Origin of the sequence: Clostridium sp. HCP1S3_C6 (genome assembly GCF_052066735.1) — a bacterium.
In the GTDB taxonomy this organism is placed as follows: domain Bacteria; phylum Bacillota; class Clostridia; order Clostridiales; family Clostridiaceae; genus Clostridium.
The window spans coordinates 54,519-71,778 of record NZ_JBQHRN010000001.1 but is presented as its reverse complement, the minus strand read 5'-3'; the positions used below and the strand labels follow the sequence as shown (position 1 = coordinate 71,778).

General features: G+C 27.3%; 18 protein-coding genes. 3 read left to right on the top strand and 15 right to left on the bottom strand.

What is annotated here, in order from left to right; genetic code table 11:
- Nucleotides 1-61: 61 nt before the first annotated feature.
- The 7 genes from ACTNAO_RS00330 to ACTNAO_RS00300 all read right to left on the bottom strand — a co-directional run bounded on the left by ACTNAO_RS00330 (nt 62) and on the right by ACTNAO_RS00300 (nt 8,656).
- Nucleotides 62-1,987 (bottom strand): EAL domain-containing protein, encoded by a 1,926-nt coding sequence (locus ACTNAO_RS00330; protein WP_441027219.1) that lies wholly within the window; start codon nt 1,985-1,987, stop codon nt 62-64.
- Between the two features lie 155 nt (nt 1,988-2,142).
- On the bottom strand, nt 2,143-2,994 hold the full coding sequence (gene speB / locus ACTNAO_RS00325; protein ID WP_441027217.1) for an agmatinase: 852 nt from the start codon (nt 2,992-2,994) through the stop codon (nt 2,143-2,145).
- Nucleotides 2,984-3,841: a polyamine aminopropyltransferase gene (gene speE, locus ACTNAO_RS00320; protein ID WP_441027215.1), complete on the bottom strand. Its 858-nt coding sequence runs from the start codon at nt 3,839-3,841 to the stop codon at nt 2,984-2,986. The genes speB and speE overlap by 11 nt, the downstream gene beginning before the upstream one ends.
- Nucleotides 3,842-3,846: 5 nt before the next feature.
- Entirely contained in the window at nt 3,847-5,298 is a 1,452-nt protein-coding gene (locus ACTNAO_RS00315) for an aminotransferase class I/II-fold pyridoxal phosphate-dependent enzyme (RefSeq protein ID WP_441027213.1), read from the bottom strand.
- Nucleotides 5,299-5,362: 64 nt separating this feature from the next.
- A complete protein-coding gene (speD, locus tag ACTNAO_RS00310; RefSeq protein WP_441027211.1) occupies nt 5,363-6,205 on the bottom strand; it encodes an adenosylmethionine decarboxylase in 843 nt (280 codons plus the stop codon).
- Nucleotides 6,206-6,310: 105 nt separating this feature from the next.
- Nucleotides 6,311-7,441, bottom strand: a complete 1,131-nt coding sequence (nspC, locus tag ACTNAO_RS00305) for a carboxynorspermidine decarboxylase (RefSeq protein ID WP_441027210.1) — start codon at nt 7,439-7,441, stop codon at nt 6,311-6,313.
- Between the two features lie 15 nt (nt 7,442-7,456).
- Nucleotides 7,457-8,656, bottom strand: a complete 1,200-nt coding sequence (locus ACTNAO_RS00300; protein WP_441027207.1) for a saccharopine dehydrogenase family protein — start codon at nt 8,654-8,656, stop codon at nt 7,457-7,459.
- Nucleotides 8,657-8,899: 243 nt separating this feature from the next.
- Between ACTNAO_RS00300 and ACTNAO_RS00295 the strand changes: the two genes are divergently transcribed.
- Complete coding sequence (locus ACTNAO_RS00295) at nt 8,900-9,160, top strand: response regulator (protein ID WP_441027205.1); 261 nt, start codon at nt 8,900-8,902, stop codon at nt 9,158-9,160.
- 451 nt (nt 9,161-9,611) lie between these two features.
- On the opposite strand, the gene ACTNAO_RS00290 is transcribed toward ACTNAO_RS00295, so the two are convergent.
- The 6 genes from ACTNAO_RS00290 to ACTNAO_RS00265 form a co-directional block, all read right to left on the bottom strand.
- The gene (locus ACTNAO_RS00290; RefSeq protein ID WP_441027255.1) at nt 9,612-10,088 is read right to left on the bottom strand and encodes a leucine-rich repeat domain-containing protein; all 477 of its coding nucleotides are present in this window, start codon (nt 10,086-10,088) and stop codon (nt 9,612-9,614) included.
- Between the two features lie 148 nt (nt 10,089-10,236).
- A complete protein-coding gene (locus ACTNAO_RS00285; protein ID WP_441027203.1) occupies nt 10,237-10,584 on the bottom strand; it encodes a hypothetical protein in 348 nt (115 codons plus the stop codon).
- A 395-nt stretch (nt 10,585-10,979) separates the two neighbouring features.
- Nucleotides 10,980-12,302 carry an AMP-binding protein gene (locus ACTNAO_RS00280; protein ID WP_441027201.1) on the bottom strand — a complete coding sequence of 441 codons (1,323 nt, stop codon included), beginning with the start codon at nt 12,300-12,302 and terminating at the stop codon, nt 10,980-10,982.
- A gap of 3 nt (nt 12,303-12,305) precedes the next feature.
- Entirely contained in the window at nt 12,306-13,439 is a 1,134-nt protein-coding gene (locus ACTNAO_RS00275) for a thiolase family protein (RefSeq protein ID WP_441027199.1), read from the bottom strand.
- Between the two features lie 20 nt (nt 13,440-13,459).
- Entirely contained in the window at nt 13,460-14,014 is a 555-nt protein-coding gene (locus tag ACTNAO_RS00270) for a biotin transporter BioY (RefSeq protein WP_441027197.1), read from the bottom strand.
- A gap of 2 nt (nt 14,015-14,016) precedes the next feature.
- Nucleotides 14,017-14,580 (bottom strand): hypothetical protein, encoded by a 564-nt coding sequence (locus tag ACTNAO_RS00265; protein ID WP_441027195.1) that lies wholly within the window; start codon nt 14,578-14,580, stop codon nt 14,017-14,019.
- Nucleotides 14,581-14,749: 169 nt separating this feature from the next.
- Between ACTNAO_RS00265 and ACTNAO_RS00260 the strand changes: the two genes are divergently transcribed.
- Together ACTNAO_RS00260 and ACTNAO_RS00255 are read left to right on the top strand one after the other, a co-directional pair.
- Entirely contained in the window at nt 14,750-15,064 is a 315-nt protein-coding gene (locus ACTNAO_RS00260) for a formate/nitrite transporter family protein (protein WP_441027193.1), read from the top strand.
- Entirely contained in the window at nt 14,982-15,308 is a 327-nt protein-coding gene (locus ACTNAO_RS00255) for a formate/nitrite transporter family protein (RefSeq protein WP_441027191.1), read from the top strand. Before ACTNAO_RS00260 ends, ACTNAO_RS00255 begins: the two co-directional genes overlap by 83 nt.
- Before the next feature lie 9 nt (nt 15,309-15,317).
- Here the strand turns inward: ACTNAO_RS00255 and ACTNAO_RS00250 are convergent, their stop codons facing one another.
- Entirely contained in the window at nt 15,318-15,599 is a 282-nt protein-coding gene (locus ACTNAO_RS00250; protein WP_441027189.1) for a hypothetical protein, read from the bottom strand.
- 112 nt (nt 15,600-15,711) lie between these two features.
- Nucleotides 15,712-17,190 (bottom strand): stage IV sporulation protein A, encoded by a 1,479-nt coding sequence (gene spoIVA / locus ACTNAO_RS00245; protein ID WP_441027188.1) that lies wholly within the window; start codon nt 17,188-17,190, stop codon nt 15,712-15,714.
- Nucleotides 17,191-17,260: the final 70 nt, after the last annotated feature.

Below are 17,260 nucleotides of genomic sequence, written 5' to 3'. Positions count from 1 at the left end.
TCACAAAACAAAATTTTTCTTTATTTTGTGATAGCCAGCCTTAAATTCATAAAAAATAACTTTATTGCTTTCTCTTATTAAAATTAATTACATATTCTTTAAATTCAGCCCTAGGTAAAGGTCTTGAAAAATAATTACCTTGTACATAATTACACTCTAATTCTTTAACTTTTTGTAGTTGTTTTTCAGTTTCTACACCTTCTACAACTATTTCAAGATTTAACTTTTTTATCATTGCTATAGTACTTTCTAAAGCAACCATAGCTCTTTCATCCTTTAATGCTGTCCAAAATATGTTTTTATCTATTTTAACAATTTTAAATGGAAGCTCTAACATATAATTCATATTAGAATATCCTGTTCCATAGTCATCTAATGAAAACTCAATTCCTAATTTATTAAGTTCAATAACATTATTATTTAACATCTCAACCCTATTAGCAGCTGCAGTTTCAGTAATTTCCAAATTAATTTCACTTGGATTAATATTGTAGGTATTCATAATTCTTTTTAATTTTTGCACCAAATTATTTTCCATACATTGCACAACTGACAAATTAACTTCTATATATTTTATTCCAAGCAAACTTAAACTACTTGTTTTCAGAAACCTGCAGACTTTTTCAAAAACGCATTCACCTATTTTTAATATACTTCCATCTTCTTCCGAAATAGGAATAAACTCCTCAGGTGAAATATAGCCAAGAGATCTATCATTAAGTCTAACAAGAGCTTCTGCAGAAATAATTCTATTTTCCTCTACTGAATAAATAGGCTGATAAACAACTGAAAATTCATCTTCATCCAATGCGCGCCTTACAAGTTTTTTTACTTCTCTTATTCTATTTCTATTACTTATATCAAGATCAGATACTTGCAATATTTTTTTAGGAATTTTAAAACCTTCAGTACGTATATATTCTATATAATCTAAAAGCATTTCTATTGAATTAAAATCCTTCTTATATTTTAATGCACATAAATGTGCAGAAAATTTAATAGACATTTTTTGAAGATTCCATGGTTTTTCAAACCTTTTATTGATAGTTTTTAGATAATTTTCCACATGAGATTCATATTTCTTATTATATACTATACAAAATGTACTATCTGTAAATCTGAAAAGTTCATTATTTCTAAAGGAGTTTCTAAGATAATCAATAATTCTTACTTTTATTTCTTCATTGTACTTTGCATCAAAAGTTTTATTTATAAGTTTAAAATCATCAATGTAAACAACAATTACAGAAAAATTCATATTTGAATTTATCTTATTTGAACACACTTCTATAAAAGCTCTTTTATTAAATGCCCCTGTAGCAGAGTCTGTAAGTTCCTCTGTATTATGAACTGTACCAACAAGAATAGTAATACCAAGAGCAGAAAAAAATGTTTCAATTAGTATCTCTGGATAAAAATACTGAATTACAAGACCTACTACTCCTAAAATAAATAGTGCATATGAAGCAAAACGCTTTTGAAAAGGTATATTCTTTCTAAAGGTAAATATATTAGCTATTCCAAGAACTATATAAAATAACGCTATGGCATACATTATACCTATTAAATTACCTCTACTATAAACACCATTTACATCCACCTTAAATATAATATTGAATTTTATACTTAAAAATATAAGCACATAGTCTATTATTAAAGGAACAATTAAAACAATGTTCTTTGGTTGTGAAAAATCATAATCCTTTCTTCCAAGCAAAATATTATAAAATAAATATGTAATTGTTGCTCCAATATGAAAAACAAAATATCCAATTGTGAAAAAAATCATAAGTCTCCTTGAAATGCCAGTATTTATAGGTGAATTCCAACACATTGCAATATCAAATAATGCTGAAATAAGAGTCGTCCAAATCATTGCACTTAAAAGAGAATTTCTTCTATCCTTTATTCTTTTTTTAGTATATATAGACATAAGCAGTGCACTAAGTAATAAAGCTGCACTTACTTCAAAATTAATATTGTACATTTGCTGCTCCTAAATTATATATTATACAAATATATACTATTTTATTGTTTGCCAAAAACTCCTACACTATCTATTATATCAATATTAGAAAAAATTTCTAGCTTTTTACCATAATTATATTACTTTTATAAAATATTACTTTTATGTAGGTAATATTATTTATTTATAGCAAGCAAAAGTTCTCTTAATATTTTACAGGCAATTGCTGTTGATCTACCACTTTGATCATACATTGGACTAAGTTCAACAATATCAAATCCTACTATGTTTAGTTTAGAAACTTCAATTATTGCACTTAAAAGTTCCATAAATCTAACGCCACCAGCTTCTGGAGTCCCTGTTCCCGGAAATTCTGAGGGATCTAAAACATCTAAGTCAATTGTAAAATATACAGGTTTTCCTTTTAAAGCTTCACAAGCTTCCCTTAATCCATCAAAATTAAACTTTGTAAGTTTTGTATGATTTTTAGCAAATTCAAATTCATATTTTTCTCCAGATCTAATTCCAAATTGATAAATTCTATTATCTCCTACCTCATCATAAATTCTTTTAACAACTGTAGCATGAGAAAGAGTTTCACCTAAATAATCTTCCCTTAAATCTGTATGGGCATCAAAATGAATCACACATATATCATCATATATCTTATGTACACCTTTAAAAGCTCCTAATGTTACAAGATGCTCTCCACCAAGCATACATGGTATTTTTTTATTTTTACATATTTCAAATGTTAAATTTTCAATATCTGAAAGGACTTTTTCAGTATTACCAAAAGGAAGTTCTAAATCACCAGCATCATATATATTATATGATGTTAAATCCTTATCTTGGTATGGACTATAGGTTTCTATTCCATAAGATTCTGATCTTATGGCTTTACTTCCAAATCTTGTTCCTGGTCTATAGGATGTTGTTCCATCAAAAGGTGCTCCAAAAATTACTATATTAGATTTTTCATAAGTACTTTCACATGAAATAAATGTTTCTTTACAATTATCTATCATTTTCAACCACCATTAATTCCTTAACATAATTTGGCAGAGCAAAAGCTCCTTTATGAAGCTCAGTATTATAATACTTAGTTTTAATATTAAGTTTATTCCAAGCTTCCTCATTGAAATCTTTTATAGGATCATACTTTTTTGATGCAAAGCCAAAAAGCCAATGTCCAGATGGATATGTTGGAATGTGAGCTTGATAAACCTTTGAAATTTTAAAAGTTTCATCTATTCTTTTATGAGCTCTTTTCATAGAATTTGCATAATCTCTATAGTAATCACTTTCATGCTGATTTACAAGTATACCATCATCTTTTAAAGCTCTAAAGCAATTTCCATAAAATTCTTTTGTGAACAATCCTTCACCAGGTCCAAAAGGATCTGTAGAATCTACAACTATCAAATCATAATAATTGTTTTTATTTCTTATAAACTTAAGACCATCTTCATAAAAAATTGTAACTCTTTCATCATCAAGCTTTGAAGATAAACTTGGAAGATACTTCCTACAAGCCGAAACTACTTCTTTATCTATTTCCACCATATGAATTTCTGAAATATTATCATATCTAGTAAGTTCTCTTACACTTCCTCCATCTCCGCCACCAATAACTAAAACCTTTTTAATATTAGGATTAACTGCCATTGGAACATGAATTATCATTTCATGATAAATAAACTCATCCTTTTCTGTTACCATCATAAGTCCATCTAATGTTAAAAACTTACCAAATTCATTACTTTCCATTATATCAATTCTTTGAAATTCACTTTGCTTTGTAAAATGCTGTTTGTCTACTCTTATTGAAAAACGAACATCTTTTGAATGTTCTTCAGTATACCATAATTCCATTTTTACTACTCCTTTAAAACATTAATAAACTCGATTTTTTCATCTTGTGTTCCTGTTAAAGAGCATCCTTTCATTTTTGCATAAGAAATATATTCAAGTATTTCTTTAGTTATTCTTTCCCCTGGCGCAAGTATAGGAATTCCAGGCGGATAACACATTACAAATTCACAAGATACTTCCCCAATACTTTCATTTATAGGAAGTACAATTTTATTTCCATAAAAAGCATCTTTAGGAGACATTACTACTTCAGGTTCTATATATTCATGATCTATCATACCAGTTTTATCCTTGCTATAAATTCTTTTTATATCTGATAAAGCTGAAACAAGCCTCTCAATAGCAAATTTAGTATCTCCAACAGAAACAATTGCAAGAAAATTACCTAAATCTCCAAATTCAATTTGAATATCATATTCATCTCTAAGTATTGAATACACTTCTATTCCTGCAAGACCCATACCTAAAGTATTTACAGAAAGCTTTGTTATATCAAAATCAAAAAAATCCTTTTTATTTATAAGTTCTTTTGAATAAGCGTAAAAGCCGCCAATTTCATTTATTTCCTTTCTTGCATATTCAGCCAAATCTATTATTTTGTCAATCATTTTGCTTCCATTTACCGCAAGATTTCTCCTTGAAATATCAAGAGATGAAAGGAGAAGGTATGATGCACTAGTTGTTTGCATTAAATTTATAATTTGATGAACATATCCTTTATTTACATCATTATTAATTAAAAGTATTGAACTTTGAGTAAGAGAACCACCAGTTTTATGCATAGAAACAGCAGCCATATCTGCTCCTGCTTCCATAGCAGATGTTGGTAAATTATCATTAAAATAAAAATGAGTTCCATGGGCTTCATCAACAAGAACCTTCATTCCATAACTATGAGCAAGCTTTGTAATTTCTTTTAAATCGGAACATATTCCATAATATGTAGGATTATTTACAAGAACAGCCTTAGCATCCTTATTATTAATTATTGCCTCTTTTACATCATCAACAGACATACCTAAAGGAATACCTATTTTTTTATTAGTTCCTGGATTAACATATACAGGAATAGCACCACTTAAAATAAGTGCATTAATAGCGCTTCTATGAACATTTCTTGGCATTATTATTTTTTCTCCTGATTTGCAGCTTGACAAAACCATAGCCTGCACTGCAGAAGTTGTTCCATTTACCATAAAAAATGCATGTTTTGCTTTAAAGGCCTTTGCTGTAAGTTCTTCAGCTTCTTTTATTACCGATACTGGATGGCACAAATTATCTAAAGGTTTCATGGAATTCACATCAACTGTAAGGCAACTTTCTCCTAAAAACTCTGTAAGTTCTTTATTCCCTTTGCCTCTTTTATGCCCAGGCACATCAAAGGGTACAATTCTCATTTTTTTATATCTATTTAAAGCCTCATATATAGGCATACTTTCATTTGATAAATTTGACATTTACCTTTCTCCTTTACTAAAAAAGCAAATTTAGCAAGTCTTATTAAGACGTGCTATATTTGCATCAATAAATATTAGCTCCGCTAAATATTTCTATCATTTCTTTTCTTAAGCTATCTGTTATATCAAGCCTTTTTTTAGGGGGCAATTCATATACATCTGTATTAAAAAGATAATTTTGAAGATCTATCTCTTTTATAAGCATTTTTGTATGAAAAATATTTGCCTGATAAACATTAATATCTACTACATCGTATTTGTCTAATGTTTCCTTTGCAATATAATTTTGAATAGAATTAATTTTATGATCCATAAATAGCTTATGGCCATCTACACTTCTTGTAAAGCCCCTTACTCTATAATCAATAGTTATAATATCAGAATCAAAACTGCTTATTAAATAATCAAGCACATTTAAAGGTGATATCTGGCCACATGTAGACACATCAATATCTACTCTAAAGGTTGCAATTGAATTGTCAGGATGATACTCAGGATATGTATGTACCGTAACATGACTTTTATCTAAATGTGCCACAACAGAGTCTCTTGTAGATAATATTTCTGCTTCTTTTGAATTAATATTTTCATTTACATTCGAATATTTTCCAAGGTTACAAGATTTATCTATAAGTTTTGCAGGAAGTGCTCTTTCTGTAATTAAAACTGTAACACTTGCCCCTTGTGGATCATAATCCTGTTTTGAAATATTAAGCACATGAGCTCCCACCATTTCAGTTACTTTACATAATATTCTTGTTAATCTTTCTGAATTGTATTGTTCATCAATATATGCAATATAGTCTTTTTGTTCTCTTTCACTTTTAGCATAGCATACATCATAAATATTAAAACTTAATGTCTTAGTTAAATTATTGAAACCGTATAGTTTTAACTTATCACCCAACTTATTATCTTCTCCTTATATTATTAAAATTACTATTTTAGAAATTTAATTTGTATATTTTATGCTTTAGCAATCATTGTAGTGATAAACATAAAACATAAATTTTTAAAGTCTTGATTTAAAGTCATTATATCCAAATTCTTTAATTTTAATAACTTTTCCTTGAGTTTTTAAATAAATATTTGGAAGATTAATTCCATTAAATGTATTATTTTTAACCATAGAATAATGAGCCATATCTAAAAATATAACCTTATCTCCTATGCTTAATGGTTCTTTAAATGAATAATCACCAATTATATCACCTGCAAGACATGTAGGACCTGCGAATTTATAATTATACTCATAATCGTTTAAAAAAGAAGCACCTATTACTTCTGGTCTGTAAGGCATTTCTATTACATCTGGCATATGACAAGCAGCAGAAGCATCTAGCACAGCTATATCCATACCATTATGAACAATATCTAAAACTGTACTTACAAGATATCCAGTATTTAATGCTACAGCCTCTCCTGGTTCTAAATATATATCTACATTATATTTATTTTTCATATATAATATACTTTCTATAAGAGTTGCTATATCGTAATCATCTCTTGTTATATGATGGCCTCCTCCAAAATTCAGCCACTTCATGCCTTTTATATATTTAGAGAACTTTTTATCAACCACTTCAATAGTACGCTTTAATGTATCAGAATTTTGTTCACACATTGTATGAAAGTGAAGACCTGAAATTCCTTCAAGATCTTCCCCTTCTAAATTATCTAATGTTACACCTAGTCTTGAGTTTTTAAAACAAGGGTTATAAATATCTGTTTTTATTTCAGAATATTCAGGATTGATTCTAAGACCACATTCAATTTTTTTATTATATGTTGAAACAACATCTTTATATTTATTCCATTCATTCATAGAATTAAATACTATGTGATCAGAATATCTTAATATGTCCTGAAATTCATCTTCTCTATATGCAGGTGCATATATGTGAACTTCGCTTCCCATTTCTTCATATCCAAGCCTAGCTTCAAAAAGTGAACTTGATGTTACACCTTTTAAATATTTACTAATTAAAGGATAAACACTATACATAGAAAAACCCTTTTGGGCTAAAAGAATTTTACAACCTGTTCTATCTTGTACACCTTTAAGAACTTCTAGATTTTTAATTAAAAGTTCTTCATCTACTATATAGCATGGTGTTTTCAATTTATTTAAATCTATATTCACTGCTTCTACCTCATATTAATCAATTAGTTCAGGATCAAAGCTTTCTTTCCAAGGAAGTCCAAACTTATTAAGTGCATCCATAAATGGATCTGGATCAAACTCTTCTATATTATAAACTCCCTTCTTATTCCACTTACCAGTCATAAGCATCATAGCTCCTATCATAGCTGGTACACCTGTTGTATATGAAATAGCTTGTGAGCCAACTTCCTTATAACATTCTTGATGGTCACATACATTATATATATAATACTTTTTCTCCTTACCATCCTTTTTGCCTGTAAATATGCATCCAATATTTGTCTTTCCTTTAGTTCTTGGGCCAAGACTAGCAGGATCAGGTAAAACAGCCTTTAAAAATTGAAGAGGCACTATTTTTTGTCCTTCAAACTCTATAGGCTCAATAGATGTCATTCCAACATTTTGTAAAACATTTAAATGAGTTAGATACTTTTCTGAAAAAGTCATCCAAAATCTTATTTTTCTAATTCCCTTTATATTTAAAGCTAAAGATTCTAATTCTTCATGGTGAAGAAGATATATGTCCTTTGGTCCTATTTCCGGAAGATCATATACTCTTTTTATTGACATAGGTTCAGTTTCAATAAATTTACCATCTTCAAAATAACTTCCTTTAGCTGTTACTTCTCTAATATTTATTTCTGGATTAAAATTTGTTGCAAATGGATATCCGTGATCTCCTGCATTTGCATCTACTATATCTATAGTATTTATTTCATCAAAATGATGTTTCATTGCATATGCACTAAACACTCCAGTAACTCCTGGATCAAATCCACTTCCAAGAAGCGCAGTTATTCCAGCTTCTTTAAACTTTTCTCTATATGCCCACTGCCACTTATATTCAAATTTTGCTGTATCTAATGGTTCATAATTTGCAGTATCCATATAATTAACCTTTGTAGCAAGACATGCATCCATAATAGTTAAATCTTGATATGGCAATGCAACATTTATTACCACATCAGGTTTAAATTTATTTATAAGTTCAATTAACATTTCTGTATTATCGGCATCAACCATAGCAGTCTGAATCTTAGTTTTACTTCCTTTAAGTTTTTCTTTTATAGCGTCACATTTTGACAAAGTCCTACTTGCAATGCATATTTCCTCAAAAACTTCTGAATTTTGACAACATTTATGAATTACAACGTTTGCAACGCCTCCAGCGCCAATTATTAATGCTTTTCCCAATTTTCTACCTCCTAATTTTTATTTAACAATAATTAATTAAATAAACATATATATTTTGCCTTTTTAAATATTATTAAAAGCAATAAAACTCAAGATAATTATACAAAAGTTGCTTATTTTATGCAATATAAATTACTTATTTTACTTGTATTTTTTAATAAATACAATTGTTTCATTGTCAAATATTATATAGACTGACTAATTGTTATATAATTACATTTGGAAATTATAAGGGGATAATTTATGAAAGAAAAAATTTTAATTGTAGAAGATGACATAGATATTATAGAAATACTAAAAGAATTTTTATCATCAGCCCAATATAATGTAACTATTGCACGTGATGCTTTTGAAGGTTTTAAAAAATTCAAATCAAATATGTATGATTTAATAATTTTAGATGTTTTAATGCCTAAAATTGATGGTTTTACTCTTTGTGAAATGATTAAATGTGAAAATAAAATAATTCCCATAATAATATATACTTTCAAAACTTTCTTTTAAAAATTTAGATACTACCTTAACATATAAAAATATTAACATAAACACAGAAAAGCATAAGCAAAAAGATTTTCAAAAGCACTGCTATTATGCTTATTTTGTGCTCCATAATGTTATATTTTTTATTTGGAATTTTAGCTCTTTATTCATATACAATTTACGTTAATATATACATTAATAATTTTACTATTAAGCTTTGTTATATCATTTTTTTATTCAAAGAAAATTTCTAATCCTATAGTAAAAATAAGCAATACAGCATTTTTATCTGCATCTTTTTTTGTATTTTACCATATTTAATAATATCCATCCTATAATAGTTATAACTGCAAAAAAACTAAATATATAAAAAAAGTCTCTTGTATTTGACCACTTTTTAGAAGAATTTTTATAACTATCTTCATTAACTTTAATATCATTTAAATAATAATCAGCATCATTACTTTGCTTAATATTATCTTCCTAAATACTTTGTAATTTCAACTTGTGTGCTATTTTCACTATATTGAAAATCATTATATATGTTTTCAGAAACATTTGCCTCAGTACCATATTCCTTAAAATCAAGTCCTATAGCCTTAGCATGTTTCTCTGCTGCAGATCCCTTTTCACCTATTATTGTAAGTTGTTTCAAATCTTGAAAGGGTGCTTGAATTGTTTTAACACTTTCAGGTATTTCAATAACCTTAAGATTTAAACAGCCACTAAAAGCTCCAGGGCTTAATTTATTTACTGAACTTGGAATATTAACACTATTTAAAGAATAACAATTGGCAGCAAAATCATACCCTATCCTACTTACGCCTTCTGGTATATCAATAGATTCAAGGGATTCACATCCTTCAAAAACATTATTTCCTAAATACTGCATTCTTTTAGGCATAAAAATAGTAGTAAGTTTTTTACATTGAGAAAAAGCACTATCTCCTATAGAATAATACTACTTGGTAAGGTCACTTTCTCTATATTATTATTTATATCTGCCGCCTGTACATAAACGCAATTTAAAAAAGGAGCATAACAAAAGAAGGTGAAAAAAACTGTAATAATATATAATTTATACAATTTAATTTTGCCAATCATTTTATTTCCCCCTCATTTAATAAATCATTTATTATTGCCTTATATCCTTCCTCATCAACATCACTTCCATTTATTATAACCTTTACATCCCCAGTATCCTTATTAAATTCAACTACTCCCCCATCAAATTCCTTAGAATAAACATTATTATTAGTAGTCACGTAGTATTTAGATGAAAACAAACTACTTCTTTCTATAAGAACAGAAAGGATTAAGGATAAAACAAACACAATTGATAATATAGTTATAGTTTTTACAATAGTTTCTAATTCATCTCCAAATTTAATTGAAATTCCTTTTTCATTGCTACTTGCTGCTTTTGAAGCCTTTATTAAATTATCCATAGTTATATTTGCATCTGCACTTAATTTACCATCAGTTAAATCTTCTTCCTTAACTTTTTCTGTTATAAGATCAGTTACTGCTATTATATCTATCTTTTCTCCTTTAAATTTTAATGTTTTAACATTTTTTGCATCCTTAAAAGCACCAAATCTAATGTAATTTACATCTTCACCTATTTCTACATTTTGTAGTAATTAATTGTAATCTATTTTCTACACTGTGTAATATGCTAATATGTTACAACCGTTTTCATATTTGGTCAATATTTTTTATCAAAAAATTATAAATGTAAACATTAACTATAAATTTGTATTTTAAAAATCATAAATAGCATCTATAAAAAAGGATAGACGCTATTTATTTATTTTAATTATATATGTATAAATTGTTTATTTTATATATTAAATTTAAATTTAAGTTCCCTCTTGTTAATTTTTCCAGAATCATTTAATGGTATTTTATCTAAAATAAATACTTTTTTAGGCATCTCATAAGTTAAAAGTTCATCTTTTAAATCTTTTTTAAATTGAAATTTTGTTATATATTTATTAGTTTCAATAAATGCAACAATTTCCTTTTCTTTTGATTGATCATTATATGATGTAACAAAAGCATTGTTTATATAAGACAATTTTCTTATTTTGCTTAAAATTCTCTTTAAATTTATTGTATTGCCTCCTTTGTTTATTATTTCCTCTTCTCTTCCATTAAATATAAGTTCTCCATTTTTACTAATATATCCTTTATCTTTTACACTGCACCATCCCTTAAAGCCTTGTACAAAATAATTTGACATTATATATATATATTCATCTTTTATTTTTACTTTTACACCTTTAAAAGGTTTTCCTACTGACAATGGATTTTTTATTAATTCATCTAAATTAATATATGTAATATAATTAAGTTCTGATGCGCCATAATATAAAATTATTGAAGCGTTACTATAATATTTTTTCATTTCAAATTTTAAATTACCAAAAAGCTGTTGAGATCCTGTAAAAATGCTTTTTATACTTTTTATAGGTTCCTTTAAACTCTTATTTAATGCAATAATTTTAGCTGGAACCATATACATTGTATTAACATTACACTTTCTTATTAACCTTTGCCACATTAATGGATTAAATCCTTCATATGTTACTAAAGTTCCTCCTTCATAAATAACACTTAATATGCTATTTAAATTTCCAGTAAAACTTAGAGGACCATGAAAAAATAATATTGTATTATTATTTACACTAAATACTTCATTTTGATTTTCAAAAAAACCAGCCCAGCTTTCATATGTTCTTAATAAAACCTTAGGAAGGCCTGTAGAACCTGAAGTTAATACAGCATTTGTACAATTACTTAAATTAAATAACTTTTCATTTTTATCTAAATATATTTTTTTAATACCTCTACTATCTAAAATATATTTTATTCTGTTCACCTTCATAATTTCCTCTACCTCTTTGTAGGGTGTAGAAGGATGAATTATAAGTGGAACCATTTTTGCTTTATTTAAAGCAAAAAAAGAAATTAACTGAAAATATAAATTTTCATTAAAAATAGCCACTATTTCCTTATCAGAAATATTCATATTTTCTTTTATACTTTCTTCTAATTTTATACTATCATTTATAACGTCATTATATGTGTAAATTTTATCATTAATGCATATACATATTTTTTCATAGTCATCTACACTTGTTAAAAGTTTATAATAATCCATTTTTTACTCCTTTAAATATTTTATAATAAAACTTGCTCCAATACCTCCTGAAGCTGCAATGGATGATATGCCATAGTCTCCTTTTTTTACTTCAAGAGCTTTAATTAAATGAAGTATATTTATGGCACCTGATGCTCCATAGGGATGTCCATATGAAAGAGCCCCTCCAAAAATATTATACTTATCTAAAAATTCTTTATATTTTTCTGCAAATAAAACATCTATTACTGCAAAAGCTTCATTAAATTCAATAGCAGATATATCATTAAAAGTCATTTTATTTTTTTTTAAATTATTTTCTGCTGAATAAATTGCCCCATAGGGACTTAAAAGAGGTTCAACACATGTCTTATCATAAGATACAATTTTAGCTATAGGCTTTATTTTATTTTCTTTTATATATTTCGAAGAACATAATACTATAAATGCTGCTCCATCATTAAGAGAGGATATATTCCCAATAGAATTAATTCCTTCTTTCTTTAACTTAGGAAGTCTTTCTAAAAGGTGCATACTCATATTTTTTCTTATTCCCTCATCTTTAGTGCTTCCATTTATGCTCTCAATTATTGAATTTAAATAACCACCTTTAGAAGCTTTCTGTGCTTTTTTATGACTTTCTAAAGTATAATAATTTAAAAGCTCAGAATTAATGCCTTTAATTTTACATATTCTTTCAGCGAAATTAAAAGAAGCCGCATTAGAATAATCCTCCACGCAAAATTGTGCCTGTGTATATCTTCCATCTTTAGCATATCTAAAATCATTTTTATTATAATATCTTAAAGGTTCCATAGAGGAACTTTCAAAACCACCAGCTATTATAATGTCTGCATCTTCAGCCTTAATTTTAAGAGAGGCTATATTTATGGCTTCCATTGAAGATGCACACTGCATATCTATAGTAAAAGCTGGAACTTTTGAAAGTCCAGCTTTTAAACACATAAGTCTTGTAATATTACCACCTGTTCCAATAATGTTGCCACATATTACTTCATCAATATTAGAAATACTATATCTATTTATAAGTTTTTTTAAAAGCTCCGAAGCTAATTCTTCTGGCAGCATATTTTTATATATACCATTTTTTATACCAATATAGCTTCTTAAACCTCCTAAAATATATACATCATTCATAACTTATTCCTCATAAAATACTATTTTAATCTTTTTCTTAATGCATAACCTAAGTAAGAACCTACAATACATTTACAAATATCTCCTGGCAAAAAAGGAATAACACTAGTACTCATTATAGCCCATAGTCCTTTTCCAACATAAAGGCTCATAGTTACAACACCACATGCATAAATAACAGGTATACCAACTAATATAGTAATTAATAAATAATTTCTTATTTTATTTTCCATTTTTCTTAATATAAAACTCATTAATACAGCAGCAACAAGATAACCTATAATGTATCCTCCTGAAGGTCCTAAAATTTTTCCTATGCCAGATTGACCACCTGAAAAAACAGGCAAACCGCATATACCTAAAAGAATATATCCTAAAACTGCAAAAAATGCTTCTTTGGGTAATAAAATAATAGCAATTAAATTTATTATCACAGTTTGTGCTGTAATTGGTGCTGGTGAAAATGGTATTGGAATACTTATATATGACGAAACACATAAAAGTGCTATACATATTCCTATTTTAGTAAGTGTTGCAGCACTTACACCTTCTTTTTTAACTCTACTTTTTTCCATTCTTATCCCTCCAAAAATTCAAAATATTTAAAGCTTTTAGATGTTCCTTCTATAGCTTTTTTATTTTCATTATTATATTTATACATATATATTTTTTCCATTTCATAAGCAGGATTTAAAAATCTTATGTTAAATCCATTTGAAATATTATAATTATCAATTATTCTTTTTATTATAAGCATCCCCTGAACTACTGCTTTTTCTTCTAAATGTATAGGATTCATATCGGAAACTAAAAAGCTAAATTCTTCTATGTCCTTTTTTGAAAACTGAATATACTCATTTTCATTAACATGAAAATTATTACTTATATCCTTTTTTTTATTATTCATATTACAATTTAAAACTATTGTAACTGTCATTTTTTCAAAAATATCATTATTACAAAAGCATGCAATTTCTATTATACTTATATTTTTATTTTTTTTTACTTCCTTTGCTTTATAAAAAGCTTTTTTATTTTGTATATCTTTAATTTTTTCAAATTTAACCTTTCCAATAAAGCTTCTAATATATTCATTACCACTAATACTTGATAAAGCTTTTCCATAATTTATAATGTTCATTTCCTATCACCTTTTTTATTATATATTCATCATTTTTAATTGTCAACCTATATAGAGCTCGAGGTTTACAAATGATTTTAAAAAATATATTGATAAAAATCTAAAAGTAATTTATACTATAGGTTAGTTTCTTCTAACTTCTAAATAATAAATAAGGAGAAAATTTAAAATGTTGTTACCAAAAGAAATAGTAGAAAATTATATTGAAAATAGCCAAAACAAAATAAAAACACCTACTAAAACTATGATATTACTTGGACTTATGGCTGGAATGTTTATAGCCTGTGGCGCAAGTGCAAGCAATGTAGCAATGCATTCTATTGACAACATTGCCCTTTCTAGATTTATTGGAGGATGCGTATTTCCTATAGGTCTAATGATGATTATATTCAGCTGTATTAATGGCTACTGCTTCAAAAAACGTATCAGGAAAAATCCTTGCAGTATTCTTTCCTATATTTGCATTTGTAGTAAGTGGTTATGAACACTGTGTTGCTAATATGTATTATATTCCTGCTGGAATATTTGCATTAAATAACGAAGTTTATGTTAATAAAGCTATTTCTGAATATGGTATTACTATAGATCAATTATCTAATCTTAATTGGGGTAGTTTTTTTATGAAAAATCAATTGCCTGTTACTATTGGGAACATAATTGGCGGAATGTTTTTTATTGGACTGGCATTATATTTTGTTCACCATAAAAAATTGCGAAAAAGAAAATGAAGCTAGGCTTCATTTTCTTTTTTTCATAATAAAAAAAATATATACTATTTGATAAATTACACATATAGGAATAATGCCACATATACATAAAGCAAATCCATCTAATATTATTGAATTTTTAAATGCTTCAATGCCATAATCTGTTCCTACATAATATGATAAAACCCAAGTAAACTTTTTATAACCAAATATGCTATAATATAATGCCCTTAATAAAATCCATATGTAGGGAATAAATGATATAAAAAAAACTATTTTAAATTTAGTTTTTCTATCTTTTAACTTTATCATAGCAAATCCTCCTATATGTATAATTAATTTTCTTTATAGTTTTAATTATACTACATATGCAGCTTGTAGACTTTATGTTTACAATATATTAAGAACTGCTTTTAAAGCAGTCCTATAATATTATACAAATAAGGCCACCATTGCCCTCATTTATAATTTTCTGAAGTGTTTTTTGAATCTTCACCTGCACATCTTCAGGCATTTTATATAATTTATTTTGTAACCCTTCCTTAACAAGAACTTCTAAAGATTTACCAAACATATTGCTTTGCCAAAGACTTACAGGATCTGAATCAAATTGTTCAAGCAGTGCTTTAACAAGTTCTTCTGATTCTTTCTCTGATCCCATAATAGGACTTATTTCTGTTTTTATATCTGCCTTTATTAAATGAAGAGAAGGGGCACTTGCCTTTAGCTTAACTCCAAATTTATTTCCCTGTCTTACTATTTCTGGTTCTTCAAACTTCATCTCACTAAGTTCTGGTGCCACAAGTCCATATCCAGTTTCTCTTACTTCATTTAATGCATCTTTAACTTTATCATACTCTTTTTTTGCATAATTTAATTCTTTTATTATGGATAAAAGTTCACTTTCCGAAGTAACATTTAAATTGCATATTTCGCTAAGTACTTTGTAAAAAACACCATCCTCTGGTTTAAGATTTATTCTTCCAATTCCCTTACCAAGGTTCATTTCCATAAGCTTTGAATAACCTAAATACTCATTTTCATCAGACTTTCTTAAGGATAATGTAATATCTTTAACCTTTGATATGTCAGTACTCATGTCTTTGATTATGTTGAAAAATTCCTTCTTTAACCAATGGTTAACATCAAGTTTTTCTAACCATTCAGGAATATCTATATTAATTTCTTTTATAGGAAATTCTTTAAGTACATGTTCAAATATATTTTCTATGTCCTCTTCATTCATATTATATATATCCATAATTTGAACTGCTGTATTATACTTTTCTTCCATAGTCTTTTTCAAATTTTTTGTTTCTGCTGAATTTGGATTTTTTGTATTTAGTATAATAATAAATGGTTTATTTAATTCTCGAAGTTCACCTATTACTCTCTCTTCTGCTTCAACATAAGAAGCTCTATCTATATCTGTTATACTTCCATCTGTTGTTATTACAAGACCTATTGTTGAATGATCTGTAATTACTTTTTTTGTTCCTATTTCTGCTGCATCCTCAAAAGGTATTTCATAATCAAACCATGGAGTATTTACCATTTTTTGATTTTCGCCTTCCATATACCCCAATGCATCCTTTACTATATATCCTACACAATCCACAAGTCTCACTCTTAAATTTATATCTTCATTAAAGCTTATTTCTACTGCTTCATTAGGCACAAATTTAGGTTCTGTTGTGTGTATACCCTTTCCAGAGGCACTTTGGGGAAGCTCATCCTTTGCCCTTTCTTTTTTATATTCATTATCAATCTTTGGTATAACCATAAGGTCCATAAATTTTTTTATAAAAGTTGATTTTCCTGTTCTTACAGGTCCTACAACACCTAAATATATGTCCCCTTGGGTTCTTTCTGATATATCCTTATATATACTGAAATTGTCCAAGTTATATCCTCCTTGAATCTTTTTTATCTCTGTATATATATATTCCAAAGTACAAAAATAAATACTTTAT

What these genes read in the sequence shown, in the direction of transcription:
- ACTNAO_RS00330 (WP_441027219.1), bottom strand. Translation starts at nt 1,987, where the DNA reads ATGTACAATATTAATTTTGAAGTAAGTGCAGCTTTATTACTTAGTGCA.
- speB (WP_441027217.1), bottom strand. Translation starts at nt 2,994, where the DNA reads ATGATAGATAATTGTAAAGAAACATTTATTTCATGTGAAAGTACTTAT.
- speE (WP_441027215.1), bottom strand. Translation starts at nt 3,841, where the DNA reads ATGGAATTATGGTATACTGAAGAACATTCAAAAGATGTTCGTTTTTCA.
- ACTNAO_RS00315 (WP_441027213.1), bottom strand. Translation starts at nt 5,298, where the DNA reads ATGTCAAATTTATCAAATGAAAGTATGCCTATATATGAGGCTTTAAAT.
- ACTNAO_RS00295 (WP_441027205.1), top strand. Translation starts at nt 8,900, where the DNA reads ATGAAAGAAAAAATTTTAATTGTAGAAGATGACATAGATATTATAGAA.
- ACTNAO_RS00285 (WP_441027203.1), bottom strand. Translation starts at nt 10,584, where the DNA reads ATGGATAATTTAATAAAGGCTTCAAAAGCAGCAAGTAGCAATGAAAAA.
- ACTNAO_RS00280 (WP_441027201.1), bottom strand. Translation starts at nt 12,302, where the DNA reads ATGGATTATTATAAACTTTTAACAAGTGTAGATGACTATGAAAAAATA.
- ACTNAO_RS00275 (WP_441027199.1), bottom strand. Translation starts at nt 13,439, where the DNA reads ATGAATGATGTATATATTTTAGGAGGTTTAAGAAGCTATATTGGTATA.
- ACTNAO_RS00270 (WP_441027197.1), bottom strand. Translation starts at nt 14,014, where the DNA reads ATGGAAAAAAGTAGAGTTAAAAAAGAAGGTGTAAGTGCTGCAACACTT.
- ACTNAO_RS00265 (WP_441027195.1), bottom strand. Translation starts at nt 14,580, where the DNA reads ATGAACATTATAAATTATGGAAAAGCTTTATCAAGTATTAGTGGTAAT.
- ACTNAO_RS00260 (WP_441027193.1), top strand. Translation starts at nt 14,750, where the DNA reads ATGTTGTTACCAAAAGAAATAGTAGAAAATTATATTGAAAATAGCCAA.
- ACTNAO_RS00255 (WP_441027191.1), top strand. Translation starts at nt 14,982, where the DNA reads ATGGCTACTGCTTCAAAAAACGTATCAGGAAAAATCCTTGCAGTATTC.
- ACTNAO_RS00250 (WP_441027189.1), bottom strand. Translation starts at nt 15,599, where the DNA reads ATGATAAAGTTAAAAGATAGAAAAACTAAATTTAAAATAGTTTTTTTT.